Source organism: Pseudomonas sp. 1152_12, from assembly GCF_052850675.1.
Genome location: NZ_VXCW01000001.1, coordinates 253006 through 278079 on the forward strand (window position 1 = coordinate 253006; position 25074 = coordinate 278079).

The window sequence follows — 25074 nt, forward strand, 5'->3', positions numbered from 1 at the left end:
CTCACTCGACAACCGGCATCCAGCGACGAATACGTCGCTCCAGGCGCCCGGACAGGTAGTTGGAAGCCAGCGTCACCAGGTAATACAGGGCGGCGGCCGTGAGGTAGAACAGCAAGTAGTGGCGTGTAGAACCCGCCGCTTGCTTGGCGGTATACAGCAGCTCGTTGGTGCCGACCAGGCTGATCAGGGCGCTGTCCTTGATCAGGTTGATCCACAGGTTGGACATACCGGCCAAGGCGTATGGCGCCATGATTGGCAAGGTCACCCGGCGAAACAGGCCAAAGCCGCTGAGGCCAAACGCCCGCGCGGCTTCGATTTGGCCGTGGGGAATCGCCAGGATCGCCGCACGGAAAATCTCCGACGCGTAGGCCCCCTGCACTAGCCCCAACACCAGGATCGCCACCCACGAGCCGCTGATATTTACCTGTTCGAATCCCAGCCACAGCATCAGCGCGTTAAGGCCCATGGAGCCTGCGTAGTACAACAGCAGGATCAGCAGCAGTTCCGGCACCGCGCGAAACACCGTGGTGTAGCCGCGCATTAACAATGCAATCGGGCGCGGTGCGCTGAGTTTGGCGCAGGCCACCACCAGGCCAATCAGCAACCCTACGACAAAGGAGCCTGCCGAGATTTGCAGGGTCATCCATAACCCTTTCAACAACGCGTTGCCCCATCCCTGGTCACCAAAGCTGACGAGATCCAGCATTATTCGGTCTTCTGGGCGATTTGCGGGTACGGGCTGTCACAGGTCTTGCTGACAAACGCGGGGGTGTCACCGCGTTTGCACGGGCTGACCGACAGGCCGAAATAATGCTGGGACAAATCATCATAGACCTTGCTCACCAGCAGCTCGCCGATGGCCTTGTCGAGACGGGCCTTGAGCGCGGTATCTTCCTTGCGCAAACCGGCGCCGACGCCACGCCCGATAATCGGGTCATACGGCACGCTGGCGATGTGCGCGAGTGCACTGGCTTCCGGAGTCTTGACCATCATTGCGATGGCGGTGTCGTCAGCCATCATGTAGTCGATACGCCCGGCAATCAGGTCGGCATTCGCCGATTCCTGGGTGTCGTAGTACTTAAGGTCGGCGATGTTCTCGTAGTACTTTTTCAGGTAGTTGGCGCTGACGGTGGAGATCTGCACGCCGATCAACTTGCCCTTGAGGCCCGCCGGGGATATCTGTACTTCACTGCCTTTGGGCCCTGCAACGCCCAACAGCGAATCGTAATAGGCGCGGCTGAAAGCGATCTGTTTTTCACGCGTGTCGGTGACCGACATCGAGGAGAAAATCACGTCGATCTTCTTCGCCAGCAGCGACGGGATGATGCCGTCCCACGCCACTTCCTTGATCTGGCACTCGGCTTTCATGCCTTCACACAGCTTGTGGATCAGGTCCACTTCAAAGCCGGACCACTGGCCGTTACCGCCTTTCACGGTAAACGGTGGATAGGGTTCCGCCGCCACCGCAAACACGATGGGTTTCTCTGCGGCCTGGGTAAAGCCTGCTGCCACCATCAACACTGCACTGCTCAACCACGTTGCCATGCGTCTGGATTTCATGATTTGCCCCGTCTTTTTTTGGTATTAGCGAGTTTGATGCGCGTTGACGAACTGTCGGCAACGCTCACTGCGTGGGTCGATAAACACCGAGTCCGGCGTGCCGGTTTCCTCGATTATGCCTTGGTGCAGAAAAGCCACTTTGGAAGACACATCCCGGGCGAAGGCCATTTCATGGGTGACCAGGATCATGGTGCGGCCTTCTTCGGCCAGGGAGCGGATAACGCGCAGCACTTCGCCGACCAGTTCCGGGTCGAGAGCCGAAGTGGGCTCGTCGAACAGCATGACTTTGGGGCGCATGGCCAACGCACGGGCAATCGCCACCCGTTGTTGCTGGCCGCCGGACAGGAACGCCGGGTATTCGTCGCGCTTGGCGGCCAGGCCCACGCGGTCGAGCAAGGCTTCGGCACGTTCAATGGCCTCGGCACGGCTTTCGCGTAGCACCTGGGTGGGCGCTTCGATGAGGTTTTCAAGGACCGTGCGGTGCGGCCACAAGTTGAAATTCTGGAACACCATGCCCAGGGTCGAGCGGATGCGCACCAGTTGCTTGGCGTCGGCCACCAGCGGCGCGCCGGGGAGACCATGATTCAACTTGATGCGTTCACCGTCGACATGAATGCTGCCCTGGTCGGGCACTTCGAGCATGTTGATGCAGCGCAGCAAGGTGCTTTTGCCCGAGCCGCTGGCACCGATCAGCGAGATGACCTCACCTTCGTGAGCCGTGAGCGAGATGCCCTTGAGTACCTCGATATTGCCGAAACGCTTATGCAGGTCGATCACCTCGATCATCTTCCTGGCTTCGAGCGGCGGCAGCACCTCGACCTTTGGCGCCGCCGCGATAGGCGGCTCACCGGCGAGTTTGGCGACAAACCCGGTAATGCGCTGGCAGGCCTCGGCCAGGCGCTCTTCGCCAAGGGTGAACGACAAGCGTACGAAACCTTGCGCCGGCTCACCAAAAGCGGCAGCGTCAAGCACCGACACGCCCGCCTCGCGAAACAACCGCCAGGCGAAATCCAATGAGCCCAGGCCGGTGCCGCGCACATCCACCAAAACAAACATGCCCGCTTGCGGCGCCTGCACCTTGATCCCCGGGCATGCACTGAGGCCGGCCACCACCAGGTCACGACGGCGGCGATAGATTTCGCGCATGCCCACCGTCACCTCATCATGGGCCAGCACTGCCGCCGTGGCGGCCTCCATCACGAAGCCGGGCAAACCATAGAGCATGCTCAGCACCAGTGTTTCGGCGTGAACGACCATTGGCGGCGCGGCAATGATCCAGCCGATACGCCAACCGGTCATGGCATGGGACTTGGACAGACTGCCGATCACGATGCAACGCTCAGCCATGCCGGGTAGTGCCGCAAGGCTATGGTAGTGGCCGTCGAACACCAGGCTTTCGTAGACTTCATCCACCACCACCCACAAGTCGTGGGCAATGGCCAGGTCGGCGATAGCTTGCAGCTCTTGCGGATGGAGGACCACGCCGGTGGGGTTGTTGGGGTTGGAGAAAAAGATCGCCCGGGTGCGCGGGGTGATCGCGGCGGCGAGCCGTTGTGCATCCAGGCGAAACCCCGACTCCGGCGAACACGGCACACGGGTAAGCGTCGCGCCGCTGGCCTTGAGCGTGGCTTCGTAGGTGACGTACATCGGGTCGAGCACCAGTACTTCATCACCGGCTTGCAGCAGGCACATAGAGCTGATGAACAACGCATTCTGCGCACCGGGCACGATGATCACGTTTTCGGCGCTGAGCGCTCGGCCCAAGGTCTTGCTGTAGCGCGCCGCGATAGCATCGCGCAGGGCGGCGCGGCCAGCGATCTCGGTGTAATGCGTGTCGCCGGCGCGCAACGCGCTGACGGCGGCCTCGGTGATAAAGGTCGGGGTGGCGAAATCAGGGTCACCAACGCTCAGGATGATGATGTCTTCCCCCTGGCTCGCGGCCTGGAACGCGGCGTGGTGGATGTCCCAGGCGGCGACGCCCTGCCCTGCAATTCGTTCGACGAAAGGGGAAAACCGCATGCCAGAGCCTCTCACTCAAGAAGAAAAAGCGCGAACCCGTTTGCGTGCAAAGGGGTGGATGCGGTCAACATAGTTCAAACTGAACAGTCGTTCAATGGATAGATTTGGGTGTGTGTCGTTTATCGTCCAAATAGGTCGTTGTGGTGGCTTTTGAGGCTGTGGGAGCGCGGCCGCGTCAACGTTGCTTTGCAAGGTGTGGGGCTTGCTTACTGCCGGCCCAACCGCGCGCACCAGAAGCTCAACGTGCACGCGTGAACCTGTGTTCAAGGGAAATGACGGGGGCGGTAATTAATCAGGGTTTCTTGACTCCAGGCCACGCCGTTCAAGGACGTGGTGTCGATGATGATCTTTTTCCCGTGCTGTTTAAAGACTTGATGCGCCGTACTTTTGGCGGCTTCATCGCGAAGTAGAATGCTGGCCATCGCCTTGGCCTTATGGGGGGTAAGCCCCGGATATCGTCGGTTGAGTTTCACTGTAAGCTGATTGAGGTCATTGGTCACACCGGTGGCCCCATAATTCATGGTCACTGGCCCTTCAAAGGCTTTGACGGGACGCTCGACAAGCTTTTGAAACTCATGCGCGAAGGATGTGCTGATGCCATCTGCGCCGTGGCATACCAGCAGGCGGACCGTGTCGTAATGCACCGGATTCACGGTTTTACTCTTCAGTAACTCCAGCAGGCCTTGCGCGTCATACGCGACACCGTCAACCACAACTTTGGTGCCATTGAATAGAAGTGGATCGCCAGCGCTTGGAGCGACGCCGTGGGCGGAAATGTTCAGGCGTGTAGTCCCTTTATAGGTGTCCTCAAAGGTGTGCATCTGACTGCCGATAAATTTCAGATTCTGCATAGGCCCCCCCATGCGCACAACATTGTCACTGCTCAGGCCCTGGTTGATCAGGCTGTCATCGAATGTGCCTACGCCGCTACCGTCGACGCGCCTGGAACTTTCGGGGGTAAAATTTTTGCGTGGCCCTCCATACATTTGCTTTTTTCGTGGATCATAGAAGTGCCACGTGTTGCTTGCCTTATCTAACTTGGCCAAGCCCTTGCGCGGATTGATACCCAGCGCCGACTTGTAGGTGCCCTGGGCGATGTCTGGGTGTTTGATCACATCCAGCAGGTCCACGTTGCGCGTAGCCCCACGTAGATAATTGATGCCTTTCTGCGTTGCCGCGACCGTCCTGCGCGCACCGGCCCAGGCGCTACGAGCCAGATCATCAATACCGCTCAAAGGGTTGAGGCTGCCCACAGCCGCCCGCCCGACAATCTTCATGACGTGAGCGGCCTTGCCCAACGCCGAAGCACCGGTGGCCAGGGCTTTAGCGCCTTTGGCCGCAACCCCAACGCCCATCACGAAACCAAAGATGTCCAGTATCAGGTCGTTGGCCGCGTCACTCAAATTGCCCTTTTTAAAGTTGACGATCGCCGAACGCAGCGGGATCAGGTTAAGCGCAAACTCGCCAACGACTTTATGTGAGGGTACTTCAGTATCGAAGGTGGTCATGCCCTTGGCTGCTTGCCTGGCAGCAGGCAGGTCGATGTCCTTGATCACGGCGTCGACTATATAGGCGGTCCGGTCACTGCTGAAACTGCGAGGAACACCCGGGATGCCTTTATGCTCATCGGTGAACCCCAGCGGGTACTCACCCGCAGGCGTGATAACTTCGAACAATGTGTAAGGGCGACTACCCACATCTGTACGGTCTCCCGTCTGGAAGTCTCCAAGGTCACGGCGCGGGATAATCTTGTTGGTCAACCGATTGATTTCGTAAGTGCAGAATTTACCGTTGCGCTCAGTCTTGACCAACACGCGCCCTTCCTTGGCCCGCGAGCGTCTGGGCTGCCCGCTATTGTTCCTGGCAAGGTTCATTTGTTTGACGACGGTCACTTTCCCGTATTGCAGATTCTGACGGTCCTCCAGCGGCAGTGTTGAAATCAGGTACTTGAGCTGCGCCTTTGTGGTTTTTTCCAGGTCAGCAGCAAAGCTCGAAAATGCCGTATTGAATAGTGTGGACAGGTTGCCAAGCGATTCGATCGCAGTGAGGGCCTTACGGATATCAACGTCGGGCGATGACGAAACCCATTGGCTTGTTGGCGGCGGCTCTACTGTTGTATGAATAGCGCCAAGATTGCTCAATAGTGTCATTTCCAAGACTGCCTGGCCGAACGTTCCCACGTCATCGTTCGGGCCTGGGGGCTTAGAGGCAAATGGCCGTCCATCCATGCACAGGTCCAGCACTGAGTAAGGACCAGGAAAATGCCTGTTGGAGGGCTGCAGGGTGATGCACTTTTTCTCAAGCTGCTCGCGGCTCATCCCTGTAAGTGCCTTTTTCAGCAGAGCGTGCACCATTTCACTCATCGTGGGGACCGTGTCAATAGAGGTCAGTGCGGCGGCCTTAAGCTCGTCAAGCTGAGCATTGAACGCCGTGCGCACCGCTTTCATCGCTTCATTGGGCTGGGGAAATCCCATCCCATTGGCCACTGCCCAGTCCTTGAGCGAATGGCTTTGGGCGAGGTATTCATCACGCTGCTCTTCATCTGTGACGGGGGCGGTGCTGGCGTAGTCCATGACCTCCCAATACGTCATCGCCGCTGTCGCGCCAGGAGATTTCGCTTCAATACGGCCCACAGCAGTCACAAAGCTGACCCAGGCATGCGAGCCCAGGACGATCGCGTCCGGTATCTCTTTGACGAGAAACTCAGGCGCTTGAAAGGAGAGCCGCAAGGTCGTGTAAGCAGAGGCGGCTAGAAGGCTGGTCGCATTGCCACACGACACCAGTGACATGTGCAATTCCTTCAAGACCGCTGCGGCGGTCTTGCCTGTGTTACCGGCGGCCATCAACCGATACCCTTCGATATTCAGGCGTGAATCGGCATTTTCGACCGCCTTCGCAGTGCCTGCGTCCAAGCATAAAGCGGCCAGCAACCAGTCATCTGCGCTACCTTTGATTGACTTCACTTCGAACTCGGCTTGAATGGCAGCACCCAGCGCCTTGCCCTTGGGTGAACTCAGCAGGTTGTCGATCAACAGCCGCGGGTTGCGTGCCTCAGACGTGGAAGGTAGCCATTTATCCAACAGATATTCCAGCACGCTCTTGAAGGCCCCCAAATCAATCCCCCCCGGCTTGCCTTGAGTGATCAAGGCCTTCAAGTCCTGGAAAATCACGGGGTCGACAGGTTCCGCCCACCCAAGCGCTCCCGAATAATCGCCGTGCACAGGTGCGTGAGGTTCGGGCGTCATCAGCGCTTTAGCGAGGTTGTCCAATTGCTCGCGGTTGCCGGGGATGTTCAACCCGTGGTCATCGAGATACTGCCTCAGGCTAATGCCGTTGGATGTGTCCGCCTTGGCTGGCTTGTAACTGCTGTCGAGGGGCACATAGACCTTCAGCTTGATCAGTTCATCGACAATCGCGACCTCGTCTTCATCACCTTTTTCAATACGCTGGGACAGATACTGCAAGTTGTAGCCGGCCTGGTAGCGGATATCGATATCGCCCAAAGTGGCCCTATGCCGCTCAAGCACGGTTTGACTGCGACTCTCACTCAATACCCGATCTTGCTCCGGGGGCAATTGAACCAATGACTTATCCCGCAAAAGCTCTACAGCGCGCGCTTGGGCAGCAGCGTGCGTGGGTGTCGCGGGCTCTTTATAAAAATGCCTGATCGTTTCGAGCGGAGCGCGCTCGCTGTGCACATCCAGGGGCGGTTTTACAACAGCCGCGTGATCGCCCGCCGCGATAATCTTCGCGGCCTCCAGGACAGGCCCGCTTATCGCTGCCCACCGTGCATTGCCTTGGTTCAATGTGTGCAAAACCCGCTGCGGATCACGTTCACGCTTGAGTCTGAATGAGATCTCACCCAAGCCGGGCTTGAGGACGACTGTCGTGGGGTCCACGCCAACGTCAGTCAACCATTGCTGCATTTCACGCGATTGCATCGCGCGGCCCATCTGCGACCACCACTGGCCAAACGTTGAAGCTGAGGGGATTGGATGAACGTGGATCCCGGCGTCATGAGTTGCCTCGCCCTTGATCTCAAGCAGCGCCGCGCGGTAGATCGGAGCCAGTTCGTTATCGCCCTCGGTGTGATCCTCGCCAAGTACCTCCGTAGAAGAAGGCCTGTCACTCTGGCGTTTGGGTTCTAGCGGCTCATTAGAGCAAGCCAGTGCATTGAGCGATTGGCAGGGTTCGTTTTGCAATGCAGGAATACTAGAGAAGGCTGTCATCATTCACGATCTCAACAAGGGAAAATTAGACGGGCATCGAGTTGTTTTTTATCAATATCCATCAGTGTGCCTGAAACCCCACATATCACTCCCGGCACTGGCCGCTAATCGTTTGCAGGATATTCCTCCCTACCCTACTCGATGACTTTTATTACAGGGATAGTCTTACTGGGCGCGGTGTTGCTCACACTCACCCGCCCGCTCCTCGCTGCGCGAGATGCAAGTCACCGCGGCGATCCGCCTGAAAACCATCGGCTCGCAGTTAACACATTGACGCGAGGCCCGAGGGCTGTAATGGCAGGGCCGCAACATAGGGTAATGACGGCTGCAGCGGTTTGAAGGAACCAGCCTGGCGTGAGCGCTAAATAGAGTAAAAGCCTCGCTGTCCATCCCGATCGAGGCAGAGTTCCCCAACGCCAAGCGACAGACCCTATGAACAGTGTACTCAAGCACGTTATCGCACCGTCTCAACCCTTACTTGTTCCGACGTTTCCCCTCTCGCCGCCGCTGTCGCGGCAAAGGCGTGATAGCCCCTCTGCGCCGCAACCGGAGGCCACCACACGGGCCGGAGGGGATGCTGAGTTGGCAACGCAATACCAGATTGCCTTGCACCTGGCCGCCAAGCGTCAACCCTCTATCGAGATTGGGCACATCCCTGCTCATTCCACATTCGGCCAGTGGTGGGGGCATTTGCATGACGCTTTCCAATCACCTGATGTTCAGCAGTGGATTCGCACTAGGGGGATTGATGCTACGTCGATACAGCTCGACCCGAAATCAGGTCAAGTCTCCTTCATGCTCGAACGCTATCTCGATCCATCGCAAACGTTGCACACGGTCGCTGAAGACGACCCCCATTGGGCTGCAATCGGTGAGCCTATCCGCCAGGCTGCACGCGTCATGGGCGTACGGTTCCCGTTTGCACCGCCAGTCCTTAGCCCGAGCGAGCCGGTTCCGTGGCAGATCGTCGGAGATTTTTATCAAGAACCCCAGGGACTGACGCTGTCCGGCATGCTCAGGCGCGCGGACCAAATCGATCAGGGTCAGCGCTTTAAAACCCTCGACCCAACCCGCTTTGCGAGCTTGATCACGTCGCGCGGTGAGGACGCACTTCAAGATCAGAAAGCGCTTCTGGGCGACATTCGCAACCGGCATAGGGTTGGCGAAACACTGCGGCGCCTGGCGACAGCCATAGAGAATGGCGGCAAACAGGTGGGCGAGATTCGAACCGAACTGCAGAAAACCGTCCAACTATCCGCCGACGGCACCTATTGGCCAACGGATGCCGGCAACGCCAACGCCGTCAGCCTGCAGCAATTGTTGGAGGATCACGGCTGGGACATCCCCACCACCTCCGAACAGTTGCTGAACCTGGCCAATGCCCTGACCACCGCGCCCCCCAAGGCGGCCGCTCATGGCGACCTGGGTGGCGCGCTGAGCTGGCCTATACCGCTTGATCAGGAAAACCAGGAGCAACTGAGGGCGGACATACGCACGGGCAAGCTCGGCGATATCGCATTAAGCCCCTTTAAAACCGTGCTGGATTACCTGCTCAACGGCAGGCCGATCTCTGAGCGGGAGCAGCGTAATCCGCGACTATTGATCGACGCGTTGGTCAACTCGCCCAGGGGGCAAGCGTTGGGCAAGGCCATTCAGGCCACCTTTGAGGCGCGTTCGGTTAAAGGCAACGCCACTGACTGGTTGCTGGCGGCCTTTAACATGCAGAGCAACACGCCATCCTGCGAAGGGAGGACGATTGAAGGCTATCAATTGGTCTCAGCTGAAAACATAGGTAAAACGGCGGCTGCGGTCATCAAGGCGCTGGCTGAATACCTGCACTCTGAAGGCATAGCCTCGTCCTTGGAGACGGCATCTGTACTGGCCTACTCCAAGGTCAGCAGCACAGCCCCGGAGTTTCACGTCAAGGACATCCCGGATCAGGTGGTTGTAGGCACCCACAGCTGGGTCACCTTTGCCACGGCGGTCGCTCGCATCGAAGCCAAGGCACCCGGGGCGACGGCGACAATGACCTATGCGCAAGTCATTCTCGCAGCCAGCATCGCACCGATCACGGATGAAGAACGCCTAGTTGAATATGCCGCTCAGAACCAAGCAATCAAAGAATGGGCGGTCGCCAACGGTAAAAACTACCCGTCGACCGATGCGGCGCTATCCGCTGTGCGCAAGTCATTCGATACGCAGGTCCGTTTGCTGAGCGAGGTCGCTGCAACGCCCGACCTCGCGATGCCGACGACCAATGCCATCGCGCTCGAACACTTGAAAACAGCGTTTCCGAGCATGGACCCAACACTGTTCGAGAAAAAATGCATCACCTCCAAGCCCTCCAACCGGCACCTTCCCGGCCCCTATTCACTCTTGGATCTGTACATCGATGGCAGGGCGCTGGTGGGCGCGCCACCCGACTCAAACAGTGACTGGGGCCCAGCTCGTAGTGTGTTGAATTTCCTCACGGCTGGCGGGCTCAGTACTCCACCAGACGGGACACCTGCGGTATGGGTCTCGTCGTCGAGTGGGGTCAAGATCAACGAGGTGTTGCCAAAGCTCAAAGCGCTTGCGAGGCCGCTGCAGCAATTTAAAGAGGACTATCTGACATACGCCGACGCCGTCAAAAAGACCGCCTCGGCACAACTCAACTACCTGATTTCCAAACAGCCGCAGCAACACAGAGAGAATTTGGAGTACGGCAAAATAACGGTCCGCAGGGAAATCGACTACCACAGGGCCGATCATCCCCTGCGCGTGGCAGACGGTGTTTTGTTGATCGAGACCGAGCGCAACAGTAAAACCCTCACGTATGAATATGACCGGTTGAAGGGCACTCTAACCCCACTCCCGAACAAGGCTTACAGGGAATATGCGCCAACCGACGGTTATTACCCTTCGAAAGGTAAAAGATACGACGTGATAAAACCCTCGGGTAAGTACGCACCTGGGATTGCGGATGAAAACAAAGGTGCGCAAGGTGCGCCTGATAGCTTCGGCAGTGCAAGAACCCAATACATCGTGGATGCGGTGATCGAGGATATGGATCTGCCTGCGGTGCAGAGGCGCGCCAAAGGCGCAACGACGTTTGAAACTGAAGTGCCGACTTACAAGATTGTTCAAGAGATTGCGCTCGCCCTGATCCCGCTCAGGTCAGCCATCAATAATTTTAAAGAGGGCAAGGTTTTTGACGGCGCTGTTGATCTGGCCTTCGATATCTTTGGTTTCGCCGTTGGCCTGGGAGCTGCCGCCAAAGGCGCAAAAGGCGCCCTGGCCAGCGCCTCGGCGCTTTCAAAGGTCGGTAAGGTATTCCAGATTGCCGGCCGGGCGGCGGTTGGCGCACTCAACCCGCTGGGCGGTGTTGATGACCTGGCGCGGGGGGCGTTCAAGGCCGGGCGCTTTGTTGTCAGTAAAGCCCATAAGGGTGTCAAACAACTGCGCGCGGCCTACTCGGGTGTCAATCTGCTTGAGTTGGCAAAAAACCCTAATATCGTTGAAGGCACATTCAGAGCGGCCAATAGCACACACACCCGTAAAGCCCTGGCCAAGTTCGATGAGGAAAGCCAGCAGTGGTTTCGCATTCATCCACGCACAAAAGAAATGTATCTCGAGCCGCTGCCGAACTTTATCCCCGACCGGTACACCCCAAGAGACATAAATAGTTTGCAAGCCATCGGCAGCCATGACCCGGTACAAGCCGCCAGCCAGCAGTACGGTCTGGCGGCAACCGGTACGTTCAAGGTTGGGCACGAGGCTGTCGAGGGCACTGTCGTCATGTCTCAGGGCAGCTGGCATCGATACGACGCCTTGAAGAAACAACCTATTTTGCCCCCGGTGACACATTTCACCCCTAGCCGGGTAGCGGCCAACGGCGAGGTCAGGTCACTGGACGCCGACCTCCTGGGTTATGAATCCAAATACGTCGCGTCGGGCGAGTTATCGATCAAGGGCTTACAAGGCAATGTATTTATAGGCCGCAGCAAAAAAGAATACGTGAAAGTCGATGGGCTGCTGTATGAGTCCCGGTTGAAGGACGGCCAGCGCGTCATCCGCCACCCCAAAGGCGCGGGTCCCGATATACCGCTCAGAGATCTGGGCACTTCCGGGTGGGAGCCCGCCGCAAGGTCCGAGCGACTGCTGGGTGGCGCGAGCAGCGGCCCGGTGCAGTGGAGTTTTGGCAACGGTATGTTTGCGGTGCCGATGGATGATATTAAAATCACCAGACATTCAGCCACGCCCTTCTCACTCAACTATCAGGGCATGGACCGTCACGTAACGTTCAACAGTAGAGCCGGCGCATGGACAGAAACTCGCCGCGTCGAAGGCACCCACGAGATACGCCATACCTATTATTGGAGAAGTGGCAACGGTAAATGGCAAGGCGGAACGTTTGATGAGTTTTCAAACGCCCGGAAACTGGATTCGAAAACTTACAAGCTGGCTGATATTTCCACACCCGTGCTGATAAACATTCCCAAGGGCTTAAAGCCACTGCCCAAGCAACTCCATTATTTTTGGGCCGGCAAGGAGATCCCTGCGCACTTGATCGACAACATCACCCGGAACGCCACCCGAGCATCGGGGTACACATCGATTCTTCATGTGGATGCCGACAACCCGGCTATTTTTCAACGGATAAAGACCCACATGGAAAGTAAGGTGCCCGGTGTGACCGTCGTGAACCTGCATGAGGATGAGGCCTTCAAACGGGTGAAGGACAGCGAGCTGTACCAATACTTCCGGCAAGGCGAAGGGCAAAACCTGGCCGCTGCTTCCGATGTGGCACGCTATCCGATCATGAATAAACATGGCGGCGTGTACCTCGATACCGATGATGTCATTCACGCCAATATCAGTTCCGAGCCGCTGATGGCCGGCGTGAATGATGTGCTGCTCGGTATGCCGAGTGTGCATTCACTCACTGATAACAAGACTTTCTATAACACCAGTCATTTTGCAACACGTCCGGGCAATCCAGTGCTTGAAAGCCTGATCACGGAGATGAACAAGCGGTTCACCGCGAACAAAATCCACTTCCCGGCCAAACGACCGAAAGTCACCAGAGGCGACGATGGCCACGTTAACTTTACTGATGAATTCAACGCGTATGAGAAGAAAATATTCGATACCGTGGGGCCTAATCTGTTTAACGACACGCTCAAGTTAAAAAGACCCGACATGTACGACTTGGGTATCGATGGATTCTCCAAGCAAGCCAAGGTTGTCGACGGAGCGCGCGTAGCGCATGGCCCGGCGGTGGACATTAAAAAGGACGTACTTGAGGCCTACGCAAGAAATGGCATTGCTGCCCCCGACCTTCTGGATAACCAGATAAGGAAGATGAAGGAGCATTACTTCCCACTTCGCCATCGGTTTAACGTCCAGGCGGGCTCCGAGCACTCCTGGATCAATACCTGATCGAAGTGGATTGAACCTGCGCCCACCGTCTCGGTGATCGCCTTGAGCATCGTCGTTCATGGCCTGAGCATCCAGCCGATGCTGACCTGCCATCAACGACGTGCCCAAGTAAACTCAGTCTTGATTGTCGGCGTTGCCAACGTCTGCCGCGTCATCCGGATCGTTGAGCGGCACTTCTGCATCATCCATCAATGAGCCCGGGTCTTCGTTACCTGGGTCATTGAGTTCTTCCTCGTCTTCTTCTGACATAACCGTCTCCTCTAGCCGCCCTGGGTGTCGATATCAGCATCGGTTTCAGGCTTGGCCTCAGGCTCAGGCTTGAAGTCAGGGCTGTAGTCGTTTTCCTTGGCTTTTGGGTCGCTGGCAGGCGTTGGGTCTTTCGGCGCATCAGCGGCGGTGCCGGGCGGCGGTGCGCCGCCATCGATGGCCGGGTCATTACGGTTGCTGACTTGGGGATCATTGCGTGTGTTCATGGGTCACCTCTTCGCAGCTTTGGAAAACACCGGCTGCGTAAAGATAAGGTCCCGTGCCGGGCTGCGAAGTTCCAACTGTTTAAGAGATCGGGTTATCGACTTGAATATAAAACGCATAAGCCCCCAGCAATACCCAAAACACCATGAACAACCACGGCGCACGCATGGAAAATAGCAGCGACTTGCGATAGCCCTTGTGGGAAGACTCGGTCTCACAGAACAGCGGCGACTCGTCATAGGCCAGGCCCATGACCGGCTCGCTGCGCAGCAGTTCGCTTTGCTTGTAATGCCAATGGTCGATGATTTCGTAGGCGGCACGGATACCGGGCCAAGCGTTGAGGGAGCTGAGCACGCCGAGGGAGACCAGGAATATCGGCACGACCAAAGTGAATAACTTACCCCATTCCGGGTTCAGGTTGCCCATGCCGGAAACGAAGGCGATCACCAGGAATGACTGCGCGGTGAGATAGGCGTCGGTGCGGTTGGCGAGGATGGTGGTCTCGTACTGGATTTCGCGGCGATAAAAGTCAAGGCGGTCTTTGGGTGAGCCAAAAATCTTGGCGTTGTGTTCACTGTGATCGGTCAAGACCGCTTCGGGGGTGTCGAGTGAGATGATTCTGGGCACGGCGGTGCTCCATACGGTTTCGAGTCTTATTAGAAGAATCGGTCGCGGGTGAAGTTCAAGTTTGTTCACCCGCCATAAATGGTCCCTGTAGAGTTTCTGGTTGAAATACGAAGTAAAACGTTATTCCTACAAGGGAGGGAGCTAATTCAACGGGTATCACGACATAGGGTTATGTGCACGGAGGCTGATACGTAACCCAAACTCCTCAGGTGATATTCCCTTATGAGCAACATTTCCAGCCATACCCCCACACAACCTCGTCTCTTACTCCCACAGCCCGCTTCCTCCACGTATCCGCCCACAAGGCAAAAACGCGATGCCTCAGAATCAACCGCAGTCTCGCGCATCGAAGGTGATCGCGAGATAGCAATCAACTATAGCTCTGCGCTGCTCGGCGTTGCCGACCAGCAAACAAACGTCAAGGTCTACCCTGTTCCGTCCCATTCCACATTCGGCCAGTGGTGGACACAGTTGCGTAACGCGTTCCAGCTAGCCGAAGTCCGCCAATGGATTGAAGACACAGGTATCAACGCTCAGTCAATCAGGCTCAATGCACAGTCAGGCCAACTATCCTATACCCTCAAACGCCACCTGGACCCTAAGCAGATCATCCATACCGTCGGGCTTGATGACAGCCGCTGGGCGGCGGTCAGCGGACCTATTCTGGAGGCCGGGCGGGTCATCGCTGCGGGCAACGCCAACACTGTCTTTGCACCGCCGACAAGCATTATCGAAGAGCCGGTTCCGTATGAAATAGTCGGGCTTTTTTATAAAGAACGGCTGGACCTTACCGAGCCCGCCATGCGCAAGCGCGTGAAAGAAATTGCCGCCCACCAGGGTTTTGCAGCACTTGATCCGACGACCGATTCAAGTTTGATTGCATCACGTAGCGAAGACGCACTGATGAATCAGAAAGCGTTTATGGGCGATATCAACAACCGGGAGACAGCCGCTTACGAACTGAAAAACCTGGTCAGCGACGTAACGAATGGCTTCACGTATTACGATCAGATCCAGAACAAACTTAAGAATAAAATCCAACTTTCTCCCGACAGCACCTACCAGCCATCGAATGCCGGCAAGTCGAATAAGGTCAGCCTTCTGCAATACCTGCAGGATCATGGCTGGGATATCCCCACCCGTCACGAACAACTGGTGAACCTGGCAAACGCCCTCTCCACCCCGACACCCAAGGCTGCCGTCAATGGCAACCTCGGTGGCGCACTGGACTGGCCGACGCCGCTTGACCAGGGCAGCCAAGAGCAACTGAGGGCGGATATACAAACAGGGAAGCTCGGCGATATCTCGCTGCACCCCTTTACTAATGTCCTGGATTATCTGCTGGACAACCGGCCACTCTCTGCTGAGGAGCAGCGTAATCCACGTCGCTTGATCGACAAGGTGATCAATTCGCCCAAGGGCAAGGCGCTCGCACGGGCGATTCAGACTGCATTCGCGGCGCGTTTGGTTAAAGGCACTGCCTCCGACTGGCTGCTGGCGGCCTTGAGTGTAGGCAGCAACGCACACTCCGCGGACGGAACGGTTGAAGGCTATCGGTTGGTCTCAGCTGCAAACACAGGCAAAACAGCTTCAGCGGTGGTCAAGGAGCTGACCGATAATCGGGTGTCTAACGGCAACTTCTCGTCCCCGGAAGTGGCGGCGGTACACGCCCACCTCATGCTCGCCAGTCGGGCCCCGGCGTTCTTGGTCAAGGACATCCCGGATCAGGTGGTCGTGGGCACTCACAGCTGGGTCAGCTTTGCGACAGCAGTGGCCCGTATCGAAGCGAAAGCGCCCGGAGCAACGGCGACGATGAGCTATACCCAAGTCATGCTCCACGCCAGCATTGCCCCTATCACCGCTGAGGAGCGTGAAGTTGAATACGCGGCCCAGCACGAGGCAATCAAAGATTGGGCCGTTGCCAATGGCATGCACACGTCTACCGATGCTGAGATGAACGACGTCCGTAAGGCGTTCGATGCACAGCTCAGCGAACTTCGAGCGGCGGCTGAAACGCAAATCGGCGAGATGCCGACAATGCAGAGCGTAACGCAGGATCCTTTGAAAACAGCCCTCCCAGACATGGACCCGGCAGCGTTCGATAAAAAGTGTATTACTTTGCAGCCTTCAAACAGACACTTCCCAGGGCCTTACTCGATACGGGATCTGTACATCGATGGGAGAGCGCTGTTAGGGGTGCCAGACTCGGCTGATAACTGGGGAGACGCAGGCCGGTCGTTTTTGAACGTGTTTACTTTAGGCCACGTTAAGATTGCACAGGATGGAAAGCCCGCCCGCTGGATCTCCTCATCGGAGGCGATCGACATCAACCTTGTCCTGCCAAAACTTAAAAAGTTACTGCCGCCGGAAGACTCCTTTAATAAGGTGTTTTCGAACTACGCCACTGCCGTCACAAAAACCACGTCTGCGCAACTCAAACACCTTATTTCCAAACAACCATTGGAAGATCGGCAGAATCTGGAGTTCGGTAAAATAACCATTCGCAGGGAGATCGATTATGACAGGCCCGACCTTCCCCTACGGGTTACGCAAGGCGCACTGCTGTTGGAGACCGAACGCAACGGCAATGTCATGACCTATGAAATCAATCGACTCACCGGCACCGTCACCCGACGGCCAGACAAGACTTATAAGGAATACTCGCCAACAGACAGCAATGTTTATTCTACCCGCGGGAAAAAATACGACGTAATAAAACCCACAGGTCAGCATGCACCTGACGTCGAGGATGAACGTAAAGGCGCGCAAGGTACACCTTATAGCTTCGGCAGTGCCAGAACCCAATATATCGTTGATGCGTTGATCGAGGATATGGATCTGCCTGCGGTGCGAACACATGCCAAGGGGGCAACGACCTTTGAAACCGAAGTACCAACGTACAAAATTGTTCAGGACGTTGCGCTGGGGCTGATCCCGTTCTGGTCCGCCATCCAGAACCTCAAAGCCGGCAATATTGGCGACGGCGTTGTCGACCTGGCCTTCGATATTTTCGGTTTCGCCGTCGGCATCGGCTCGGCAGTGACCAAAGGTGCCAAAGCCATTGCGTCGACGCCGTCGGTACTCTCAAAAATTGCCAAGACGGGCACAATTATCGGGCGTGCGGCGGTGGGCGCGCTTAACCCGTTGGACGGTATTGATGATCTGGGACGTGGTGTTCTGAAACTCGGCCGCATAGGGATCGGTGCGACCTACCGGGGCGTCAAGTACCTGCGCGGCTCTCACCGCAGCGTGAATCTGCTTGAACTGGCAAAAAAACCGAACATCGCCGAAGGCACCTATAAGACAGCTAACGGTGCCTCTCAGACCACCACCTTGGCTCAATTCGATCCGCCCACCCGTCAGTGGTACGACTATGACCCACACACACAGCAGGCGTATGGCAAGCCACTGGATGCATTTGTCGCCGTACAGGCTTCAGCGCCTCACGGGGGAGAAATCAAAGGGCTTACTGATAGTTGGCTTGGGAGGGTGATAGGCTCCGTAGTCGCGCCTGCGGCAGACAACCCGCACTTTCGCAGTGACTATCTGAAGGCGATAACCCGCGCCAAAGCCGAGGACAATGCTGCCTATATAGCGGGTCTGAACACCGGAAAGCCCGAAGCCATCTATGGCTACTCTACAGCGCTGACCATCGACGACATAAAGCGTCTTGCAGTCGCTGAGCTTCGTACACCGAAACAACTCGGAAGCTTAGTAAAACGAATAGAAGAACTCGACGTTCTCCCCGAACGACTCGCGACGGCGCGGCAAACGGCGCAAATCGTTAAGGCTGACGAGTACAAGTACGGGTATAAGTCAGGGAAGCCAGAGCATATCAGTGGGTTCTCGTATAACTTAACCAACAATCAGATTGCAGAGCTTGTTATCGCGCGCGGGCGCACCCCTGAAGAAACGGGTCATTTGATCGGTTATATAGAAAAGCGAAGAATTGAAATCAGTCGACAGAACTACGCGGTGTTCAGCGCCGACATGACGGCTGCGGGTGGCAAGGTTCAGTCACTTCCGCAAGGTTTTTACCTCAGTCAAGTTTCCCTGCTGTCGGACGGTGAGTGCGCGGCATTATCCAATGCCTACGCGCTCGCCGCCAAATATGGCAAGGAAGACACGCTTATTACAAACCTGCATATCGCGATGACGGACATTCTTAGCCCTCAAGAGATCGCCGAATTGCGTAAAACCAACCCGGCCAAAGCCACCCTTGAACAGACCAAGGCAACCAAAATAACCACGGTCCGCGAACAGCTGAACACACTCCAAAATGTGTTGGGCACGGCATTCCACCATGGTATGCAGGAAAGACAAGTTTCTCATATCGCCATCATTTCGGAGCTGGCCCAAGCGGGCAAAGCCAATCGTTCAAAAACACTCTTGATCAATGGCCCTGGGCATGGCGTTACCGCCGGCTATGATGCCAGGACCAAGGTGTGGTTTTATTTCGACCCTAACTTCGGTAAAGCGACCTTTACGACGGCTAGCGCGATGAGCGCCGCGCTGGACAGCACATTGAACAGCGGCCGTACCCAGCGTCTGATGCCGCACTATGTCGGCACCCCTCCCGGGGCGCCTGAGTATAAAATTTCTGTCTTTGACGAAAGCAATCTAAACGCCACGATCAAGCCGTTGAACATAGATATGCACGCCTTGTTCAGAACGCTGTTGTAAGCCTGTCGGCACGCCCAAAGGTCGCAGCAAGACGATCGAGGTGGTTGACGACCGGCTGTCTGACCCGGCCTCACGTTCGCTCCCGTGCCATGGCGGTAGATGATTACGGTAGCCCGCGTCTGCTGACGCACCATTCTGGAACACCCCGCGCACCCTTGTAGTGAGCCCGCGGTTGTGGGGAGCGGGCTTACCACGCCAAGCCTGCTCCCCACAACCGCCTATTTATTACAGCCCCCCTGTTTGCCCCAAGGTATTCGCCAGCGTTAATGCAGTTCCGGCACAGGCATTGCTTTATCCATTCATCTGCCCGGATACAGGAGCATTCGTTACCCCCCGACCCAGAGCCAACCCCATAAGAAAGTAAGGACCAAGCCTGTTGGCACTCTGCGCCACGGGTTCATAAAAAAATGCGTTTTTTTAAGCGGCAGTGCCACCCAAGCGTCCCTAGGCACTGACAAGGTACTGGAATGGCTCGATCTTTCTTTGATGAAATGAATGACGCAGACGGCGCGTGCCGTGCGCATTATCAGGATTTCTCCCGCTGGCTGGCCAATACGCCGCCGGAACTGCTGGCCCAACGGCGCCGCGAAGCTGATTTGCTGTTCCACCGCGCCGGGATCACCTTCACCCTCTACGGCGACGAGCAGGACACCGAGCGCCTGATCCCCTTCGACATCATCCCCCGCAGCATCCCCGCCAGTGAATGGAGCGTCATCGAGCGCGGCTGTATCCAGCGGGTCAATGCGCTGAACCTGTTCCTCGCCGACATCTACCATGACCAGCGCATCATCAAGGCCGGGATTATTCCGGCGGACCAAGTGCTGGGCAACGAGGGTTATCAGAAGGCGATGGTCGGCCTGGACCTGCACCGCGGCATCTATTCGCACATCTCCGGTGTCGACCTGGTGCGCGACAGCAACGGCACCTACTACGTGCTCGAAGACAACCTGCGTACCCCTAGCGGCGTGAGCTACATGCTTGAAGACCGCAAAATGATGATGCGCCTGTTCCCTGAAGTGTTCGCCAAGCAGCGCATCGCGCCGGTGGACCACTACCCCAACCTGCTGCTCAAAACCCTGAAAAGCGCCAGCCGCCTGGACACCCCGAACGTGGTGGTACTGACCCCCGGCCGCTTCAACAGCGCCTTTTTCGAACACGCGTTCCTCGCCCGGGAAATGGGCGTGGAATTGGTGGAGGGCGCCGACCTGTTTGTGCACGACCTCAAGGTGTTCATGCGTACCACCGACGGCCCCAAACCGGTGGACGTGATTTATCGGCGCATCGACGACGCCTTCCTCGACCCCAAAGCCTTTAACCCCGACTCGATGCTCGGTGTACCAGGCCTGGTGGCCGCCTACTGCGCTGGCAACGTGGTGCTGGCCAATGCCATCGGCACCGGCGTGGCGGATGACAAGTCGATCTACCCGTACGTGCCGCAGATGATCCGCTTCTACCTGGATGAAGAACCGATCCTGCAAAACGTGCCGACCTTCCAGTGCCGTAAGCCGGATGAGCTGTCCCACGTGCTGGCGCATCTGCCGGAGCTGGTGGTCAAGGAAACCCAGGGCTCAGGCGGCTACGGCATGCTCGTCGGCCCCGCCTCCACCGCCGCTGAAATCGAGGACTTCCGCCAACGCATCAAGGCGCGCCCCCACGCCTACATCGCCCAACCAACCCTTAGCCTGTCCACCTGCCCCACCTTTGTCGAAAACGGTATCGCACCACGGCACATCGACCTGCGCCCGTTCGTGCTCTCGGGCAAGGAAACCCGCCTGGTGCCCGGTGGCCTGACCCGCGTGGCATTGAAGGAGGGCTCGTTGATCGTCAACTCGTCGCAAGGCGGCGGAACCAAGGACACCTGGGTGGTGGAGGGCTGAGTATGTTGAGTAGAACCGCCGCAGATCTGTACTGGATGTCGCGTTACCTGGAGCGTGCCGAGAACCTGGCGCGCATGCTCGAAGTCAGCTATTCGCTGTCGTTGATGCCCCAGGCCGGGCGCAGCGATGGGCTGGATGAACTGGCGATGTCGTTGCTCAGCAGTGGCACCTTGGAAAGTTACCTGGAGCGTCACAAACAACTGGACGCGATGCGCATGCTGCACTTCTTCGCCCTCGACGAAGAAAACCCCGCCAGCATCTACAATTGCCTACGCGCCGCCCGAGGCAACGCCCACGCGGTACGCGGGCGCATTACCGCCGACATGTGGGAAAACCTCAACGCCACCTGGCTGGAAATGCGCAGCATCGCCGCCGGCGGCCTGGCGCGCCACGGCATCAGCCACTTCTGCGACTGGGTCAAGCAGCGCTCGCACCTGTTCCGGGGCGCGACTTCCGGCACCATCATGCGCAACGATGCGTATCGTTTTATTCGCCTGGGCACCTTTGTCGAGCGCGCGGACAACACCTTGCGCTTGCTGGATGCGCGCTATGAGATGTTTGGTGAAGAGTCTGAAGAGGTCAGCGACTTGTCGGCACGCGGTTACTACCAGTGGAGCGCCCTGCTCCGCGCGTTGTCGTCGTTCGAGGCGTACACCGAGCTGTACCCGAACGCCTTGAATGCACGCTCGGTGTCAGAGTTGCTGCTGTTGCGCAGTGATGTGCCACGTTCGTTGCACGCCTGTATCGAGGAATTGAGCCATATCCTGGCGGACCTGCCCGGCAGCTATGGCCGAACGGCGCAGCGCCTGGCGGCGGAATTCGAGGCGCGCCTGCGTTATACAGGCATCGACGAAATCCTGGAAGACGGCTTGCACAGCCGGCTCACGGCCTTTATTGACACCGTGCGCGAACTGGCCCGGGCGATTCACAGTTCATACCTTGAAGTGGTGTGAGTGCATTGCGGTCACTTAACTGTCAATTCGGGTGATTGACCCTGCTTTGTTACCGCTCTTATGTTGGGCAGGTGAAATGCCTTCCCATCATAAGAACAGGTACCGAGCATGTCCGAACTGACCCTAACCCCCGCCGCCGCTCAGACCCTGCAACGCTGGCACACCCTGTTGGCGACGCGCGACCTCACTTCCCTGCCTGAACTGCTGGCGCCTGATGCAGTGTTCCGCTCGCCCATGGCACACACGCCCTACCCTGGCGCGCCAGTGGTGTCGATGATTCTCAACACGGTGATCAAGGTGTTTGAAGACTTCCAATACCATCGCGAACTGGCCACTGGCGATGGGCTCAGCGTGGTGCTGGAGTTCAGTGCGCGGGTGGGTGACAAGCAACTTAAGGGGATTGATCTGATTCGTTTTAATGAACGGGGGCAGATCGTCGAATTTGAAGTGATGGTACGGCCGTTGAGCGGCTTGCAGGCGTTGGGTGAAGAAATGGGGCGGCGGTTGGCGCCTTATCTGGCAAAAGCCAAATCCTGAGCCCTAGACGGGGCCAATGTGGGAGCAAGCCCCCTCCCACATTCGCTTCGGAGTGTTTATTGGTTTTTTACCAGGACGGGCTCTGCACGATATTGGTCCGGGAACAGCTTTTTCAGCTGCGCCACTTTGGGCAGGTCATTGATCACGATGTAGGGGTACGACGGGTTCTCGGTGAGGAAGTCCTGGTGATAGGACTCGGCCGGGTAAAACGCCTTGCCCATCTCCACTTTGGTCACGATGGGTTTATCGAAGGCTTTGGCGGCGTCCAACTGCGCGATGTAGGCCTGGGCGACTTTTTGCTGCTCGGCATTCTGTGCAAAAATTTCCGAACGGTATTGGGTGCCGCTGTCGGGGCCCTGGCGGTTGAGCTCAGTGGGGTTGTGGGCCACTGAGAAGTAAATTTGCAGCAACTTGCCATAGCTGACTTTGCTCGGGTCGTACGTCACCGACACCGCTTCGGCGTGGCCGGTATCGCCGCCGCTGACCGACTCATACTGAGCTGTGCTGGCTGCACCGCCGTCATAGCCAGACACGGCGTTTTTCACGCCTTGTACATGCTGAAACACGCCTTGGACGCCCCAGAAACAACCACCGGCGAACACCGCAGTTTGCAGGTTGCCGGGCTCGGCGGGCAGATCGAGGGCCGGTGGCGCGATCATTACTGCGTCGTCGGAGGTGCTGAAGGAAAAGGCTGAGCTTTGGCCGACAAATGCGGCGAAGGCCAATGCGGGTAAAAGTTTGAGCAGGTTCATCACGGTCACTCCAGTGCCACTGAATAGACGGGGTGGAAAGGTGTGTGGGCTTGCTCGCGAATACGCAGCGTCAGAAACAGGTGTGCCGACTGACACACCGCATTCGGGAACAAGCCCCCTCCCACATGGATTGGGTGAGCCACTCAGAGTGTTGAGTGCTCAGTTCATGCATCGGTTAGCCGAAGGTGAAGGCGTACGCCGACACGTGCGGGTCGAGGAATTCGATGCTAAAGGTGCGGTCCCTCACGTCGCTGGGTTGGCGCACCAACTGGTACAAGCGCTGCTCGGTGACTGTGCCGCTGCCGTCCGACGCCACGTCAGTGCCGCGGGCATCACCGGGGGCCTGGCCGTCAATCGTTACCTTGAAACGCACCGGCTTGCCATCGGCACCCGGACCCAGCACCAGGTGCAGATCACGGGCGTGGAAGCGGTAGACGATGCGCCCACCCGCGTGGTCGAGGGTCGCTTGCTGGGCGCCGACCGTCCATTGGCCTTCCAGGGTCCAATTGTTCAGGGCCAAGTGGCCGGCGGCCGGGTAATTCACCACTTTGTCAGTGCCCAGGGTGGCGGTGGTGACGAAGTTCTCTGCACGCTGGAAGCCCAGGTAGGTTTCCGGCGATTGCACGTCGGTCATGTCCGGTGCTTGCTGCACGCCCTTGGCGTCGGCCTCGATCAACCCACCGGCAACGTTTTTCGCGCCGGCCTCACGCAACAGCTGCTGGATCACCCGCTCCGACTCGGCGTAATCGCCTTCGCCAAAGTGGTGATAGCGGATCTGGCCCTTGGCATCGGCAAAATAATGCGCCGGCCAGTATTGATTGTTGAAAGCGCGCCAGATCTTGTAGTTGTTGTCGATAGCTACCGGGTAAGTAATGCCAAGGTCTTTCATCGCCTTAGCGACGTTGCCCACGTCGCGCTCAAAGGCGAATTCCGGGGCGTGTACGCCGATCACCACCAACCCTTGGTCTTTGTATTTCTCGGCCCAGGCTTTGACATACGGCAGGGTGCGCAAGCAGTTGATGCAGGAGTAGGTCCAGAAATCCACCAGGACCACTTTGCCTTTCAGCGCCTGGGCCGTGAGTGGCGCGCTGTTGAGCCACTGTACGGCGCCGTCCAGCGGCGGCAGCGTACCTTCGATTGGCAAGGCGTCGCTGTGGCTGGCAACGGCCATCATCGCGCCACCGGCCGTCATCGCCCCGCGCTTCTGTTCTGGCTTGGCACTGAGCTTATCCACCAGGCTTTGCTCCAGTCCACCGGTGGAAGCCGTAGACAGACGCGACAGCACGCCGGTGTCCAGGCCCAATGCGATGGCAGCCACACCCACCAGCATCAGCGCACCGAGGCCACGGCGCAGCCATTCACCGGCGCCAAGGGATTTTTTCATCAAACCAAAGACTTTACCGCCGACCAGCAAGGCCAAGGCCAGGGACGTAGCAGCACCGGCGGCGTAGGCCAGCAAGAGCAAGGTAGTACCGATGCTGGCGCCCTGCAGCGCGGCGCCCGTGAGTACCAGCCCGAGGATCGGCCCGGCGCATGGCGCCCACAGCAATCCGGTGGCCACGCCGATCAGGAAGGAAGCACCCGGACGCGGTTTGGCCTCGGCGCCCGCCGCTTCCGACAAGCGACTGCCGGCGGCTACCAGCGGCCGCGTCAAGCGTTCCGACAACTGCGGCAGCAGCAGCGTCAATCCGAACAGGGCAACGCACAGCAACGCGAGCCAACGCCCGTATTGATTGACTTGCACCACCCAACCGCCGCCCACTGCCGCCAGTGAGGCCACCAGGGCGAACGTCACCGCCATCCCCGCTAACAGCGGCAAGCCACTGCGCATAAACGGCTGCCCGGTGCGAGCGAAGACAAAAGGCAGAACGGGCAGGATGCACGGGCTGACAATTGTCAGCACGCCGCCCATATACGCGAGAACCAGAAGCCACATGGGATCGTC

The 25074-nt window shown here is 57.7% G+C and carries 14 protein-coding genes and 1 pseudogene; 6 read left to right on the forward strand and 9 right to left on the reverse strand.

Annotated elements, in window-relative coordinates; all coding sequences use genetic code 11:
- Nucleotide 1: 1 nt before the first annotated feature.
- From FW764_RS01090 to FW764_RS01105, 4 genes are all read right to left on the reverse strand, one after another.
- Nucleotides 2-706, reverse strand: coding sequence for an ABC transporter permease (locus tag FW764_RS01090; RefSeq protein ID WP_446432344.1), 705 nt, complete (start codon nucleotides 704-706; stop codon nucleotides 2-4).
- Nucleotides 706-1560, reverse strand: a complete 855-nt coding sequence (locus tag FW764_RS01095) for a transporter substrate-binding domain-containing protein (protein ID WP_446432345.1) — start codon at nucleotides 1558-1560, stop codon at nucleotides 706-708. The genes FW764_RS01090 and FW764_RS01095 overlap by 1 nt, the downstream gene beginning before the upstream one ends.
- A gap of 24 nt (nucleotides 1561-1584) precedes the next feature.
- The gene (locus FW764_RS01100; protein WP_446432346.1) at nucleotides 1585-3579 is read right to left on the reverse strand and encodes an aminotransferase class I/II-fold pyridoxal phosphate-dependent enzyme; all 1995 of its coding nucleotides are present in this window, start codon (nucleotides 3577-3579) and stop codon (nucleotides 1585-1587) included.
- Between the two features lie 263 nt (nucleotides 3580-3842).
- Complete coding sequence (locus tag FW764_RS01105; protein ID WP_446432347.1) at nucleotides 3843-7811, reverse strand: hypothetical protein; 3969 nt, start codon at nucleotides 7809-7811, stop codon at nucleotides 3843-3845.
- 429 nt (nucleotides 7812-8240) lie between these two features.
- Here FW764_RS01105 and FW764_RS01110 point away from each other — a divergent pair, with 429 nt between their 5' ends.
- Together FW764_RS01110 and FW764_RS01115 are read left to right on the forward strand one after the other, a co-directional pair.
- Nucleotides 8241-13229, forward strand: coding sequence for a glycosyltransferase family 32 protein (locus FW764_RS01110; RefSeq protein ID WP_446432348.1), 4989 nt, complete (start codon nucleotides 8241-8243; stop codon nucleotides 13227-13229).
- Between the two features lie 24 nt (nucleotides 13230-13253).
- A pseudogene (locus FW764_RS01115) lies at nucleotides 13254-13337 on the forward strand (cation:proton antiporter); the annotation flags it as partial.
- Nucleotides 13338-13343: 6 nt separating this feature from the next.
- Here FW764_RS01115 and FW764_RS01120 read toward each other — a convergent pair.
- From FW764_RS01120 to FW764_RS01130, 3 genes are all read right to left on the reverse strand, one after another.
- Nucleotides 13344-13478 (reverse strand): hypothetical protein, encoded by a 135-nt coding sequence (locus tag FW764_RS01120; RefSeq protein ID WP_446432349.1) that lies wholly within the window; start codon nucleotides 13476-13478, stop codon nucleotides 13344-13346.
- 11 nt (nucleotides 13479-13489) lie between these two features.
- On the reverse strand, nucleotides 13490-13702 hold the full coding sequence (locus tag FW764_RS01125) for a hypothetical protein (RefSeq protein WP_446432350.1): 213 nt from the start codon (nucleotides 13700-13702) through the stop codon (nucleotides 13490-13492).
- 79 nt (nucleotides 13703-13781) lie between these two features.
- Nucleotides 13782-14327 carry a hypothetical protein gene (locus FW764_RS01130; RefSeq protein WP_446432351.1) on the reverse strand — a complete coding sequence of 182 codons (546 nt, stop codon included), beginning with the start codon at nucleotides 14325-14327 and terminating at the stop codon, nucleotides 13782-13784.
- A gap of 222 nt (nucleotides 14328-14549) precedes the next feature.
- On the opposite strand from FW764_RS01130, the gene FW764_RS01135 reads away from it, so the two are divergent.
- The 4 genes from FW764_RS01135 to FW764_RS01150 all read left to right on the forward strand — a co-directional run bounded on the left by FW764_RS01135 (nucleotide 14550) and on the right by FW764_RS01150 (nucleotide 22377).
- On the forward strand, nucleotides 14550-19010 hold the full coding sequence (locus tag FW764_RS01135; protein WP_446432352.1) for a hypothetical protein: 4461 nt from the start codon (nucleotides 14550-14552) through the stop codon (nucleotides 19008-19010).
- A gap of 467 nt (nucleotides 19011-19477) precedes the next feature.
- Nucleotides 19478-20887: a circularly permuted type 2 ATP-grasp protein gene (locus tag FW764_RS01140; protein WP_446432353.1), complete on the forward strand. Its 1410-nt coding sequence runs from the start codon at nucleotides 19478-19480 to the stop codon at nucleotides 20885-20887.
- A gap of 2 nt (nucleotides 20888-20889) precedes the next feature.
- Entirely contained in the window at nucleotides 20890-21840 is a 951-nt protein-coding gene (locus FW764_RS01145) for an alpha-E domain-containing protein (RefSeq protein ID WP_446432354.1), read from the forward strand.
- A 108-nt stretch (nucleotides 21841-21948) separates the two neighbouring features.
- The gene (locus FW764_RS01150) at nucleotides 21949-22377 is read left to right on the forward strand and encodes a nuclear transport factor 2 family protein (RefSeq protein ID WP_446432355.1); all 429 of its coding nucleotides are present in this window, start codon (nucleotides 21949-21951) and stop codon (nucleotides 22375-22377) included.
- 56 nt (nucleotides 22378-22433) lie between these two features.
- On the opposite strand, the gene msrA is transcribed toward FW764_RS01150, so the two are convergent.
- Nucleotides 22434-23129 carry a peptide-methionine (S)-S-oxide reductase MsrA gene (gene msrA / locus FW764_RS01155; protein WP_446432356.1) on the reverse strand — a complete coding sequence of 232 codons (696 nt, stop codon included), beginning with the start codon at nucleotides 23127-23129 and terminating at the stop codon, nucleotides 22434-22436.
- A gap of 175 nt (nucleotides 23130-23304) precedes the next feature.
- Complete coding sequence (locus FW764_RS01160) at nucleotides 23305-25065, reverse strand: cytochrome c biogenesis protein DipZ (protein WP_446432357.1); 1761 nt, start codon at nucleotides 25063-25065, stop codon at nucleotides 23305-23307.
- Between the last annotated feature and the right edge of the window lie 9 nt (nucleotides 25066-25074).

Excerpts from the sequence above, each read along its gene's own strand:
- FW764_RS01105 (WP_446432347.1), bottom strand. The coding sequence starts at position 7,811 with ATGATGACAGCCTTCTCTAGTATTCCTGCATTGCAAAACGAACCCTGC.
- FW764_RS01110 (WP_446432348.1), top strand. The coding sequence starts at position 8,241 with ATGAACAGTGTACTCAAGCACGTTATCGCACCGTCTCAACCCTTACTT.
- FW764_RS01160 (WP_446432357.1), bottom strand. The coding sequence starts at position 25,065 with ATGTGGCTTCTGGTTCTCGCGTATATGGGCGGCGTGCTGACAATTGTC.
- FW764_RS01125 (WP_446432350.1), bottom strand. The coding sequence starts at position 13,702 with ATGAACACACGCAATGATCCCCAAGTCAGCAACCGTAATGACCCGGCC.
- FW764_RS01140 (WP_446432353.1), top strand. The coding sequence starts at position 19,478 with ATGGCTCGATCTTTCTTTGATGAAATGAATGACGCAGACGGCGCGTGC.
- FW764_RS01150 (WP_446432355.1), top strand. The coding sequence starts at position 21,949 with ATGTCCGAACTGACCCTAACCCCCGCCGCCGCTCAGACCCTGCAACGC.
- FW764_RS01090 (WP_446432344.1), bottom strand. The coding sequence starts at position 706 with ATGCTGGATCTCGTCAGCTTTGGTGACCAGGGATGGGGCAACGCGTTG.
- FW764_RS01095 (WP_446432345.1), bottom strand. The coding sequence starts at position 1,560 with ATGAAATCCAGACGCATGGCAACGTGGTTGAGCAGTGCAGTGTTGATG.
- FW764_RS01135 (WP_446432352.1), top strand. The coding sequence starts at position 14,550 with ATGAGCAACATTTCCAGCCATACCCCCACACAACCTCGTCTCTTACTC.
- FW764_RS01145 (WP_446432354.1), top strand. The coding sequence starts at position 20,890 with ATGTTGAGTAGAACCGCCGCAGATCTGTACTGGATGTCGCGTTACCTG.
- FW764_RS01120 (WP_446432349.1), bottom strand. The coding sequence starts at position 13,478 with ATGTCAGAAGAAGACGAGGAAGAACTCAATGACCCAGGTAACGAAGAC.
- FW764_RS01100 (WP_446432346.1), bottom strand. The coding sequence starts at position 3,579 with ATGCGGTTTTCCCCTTTCGTCGAACGAATTGCAGGGCAGGGCGTCGCC.
- msrA (WP_446432356.1), bottom strand. The coding sequence starts at position 23,129 with ATGAACCTGCTCAAACTTTTACCCGCATTGGCCTTCGCCGCATTTGTC.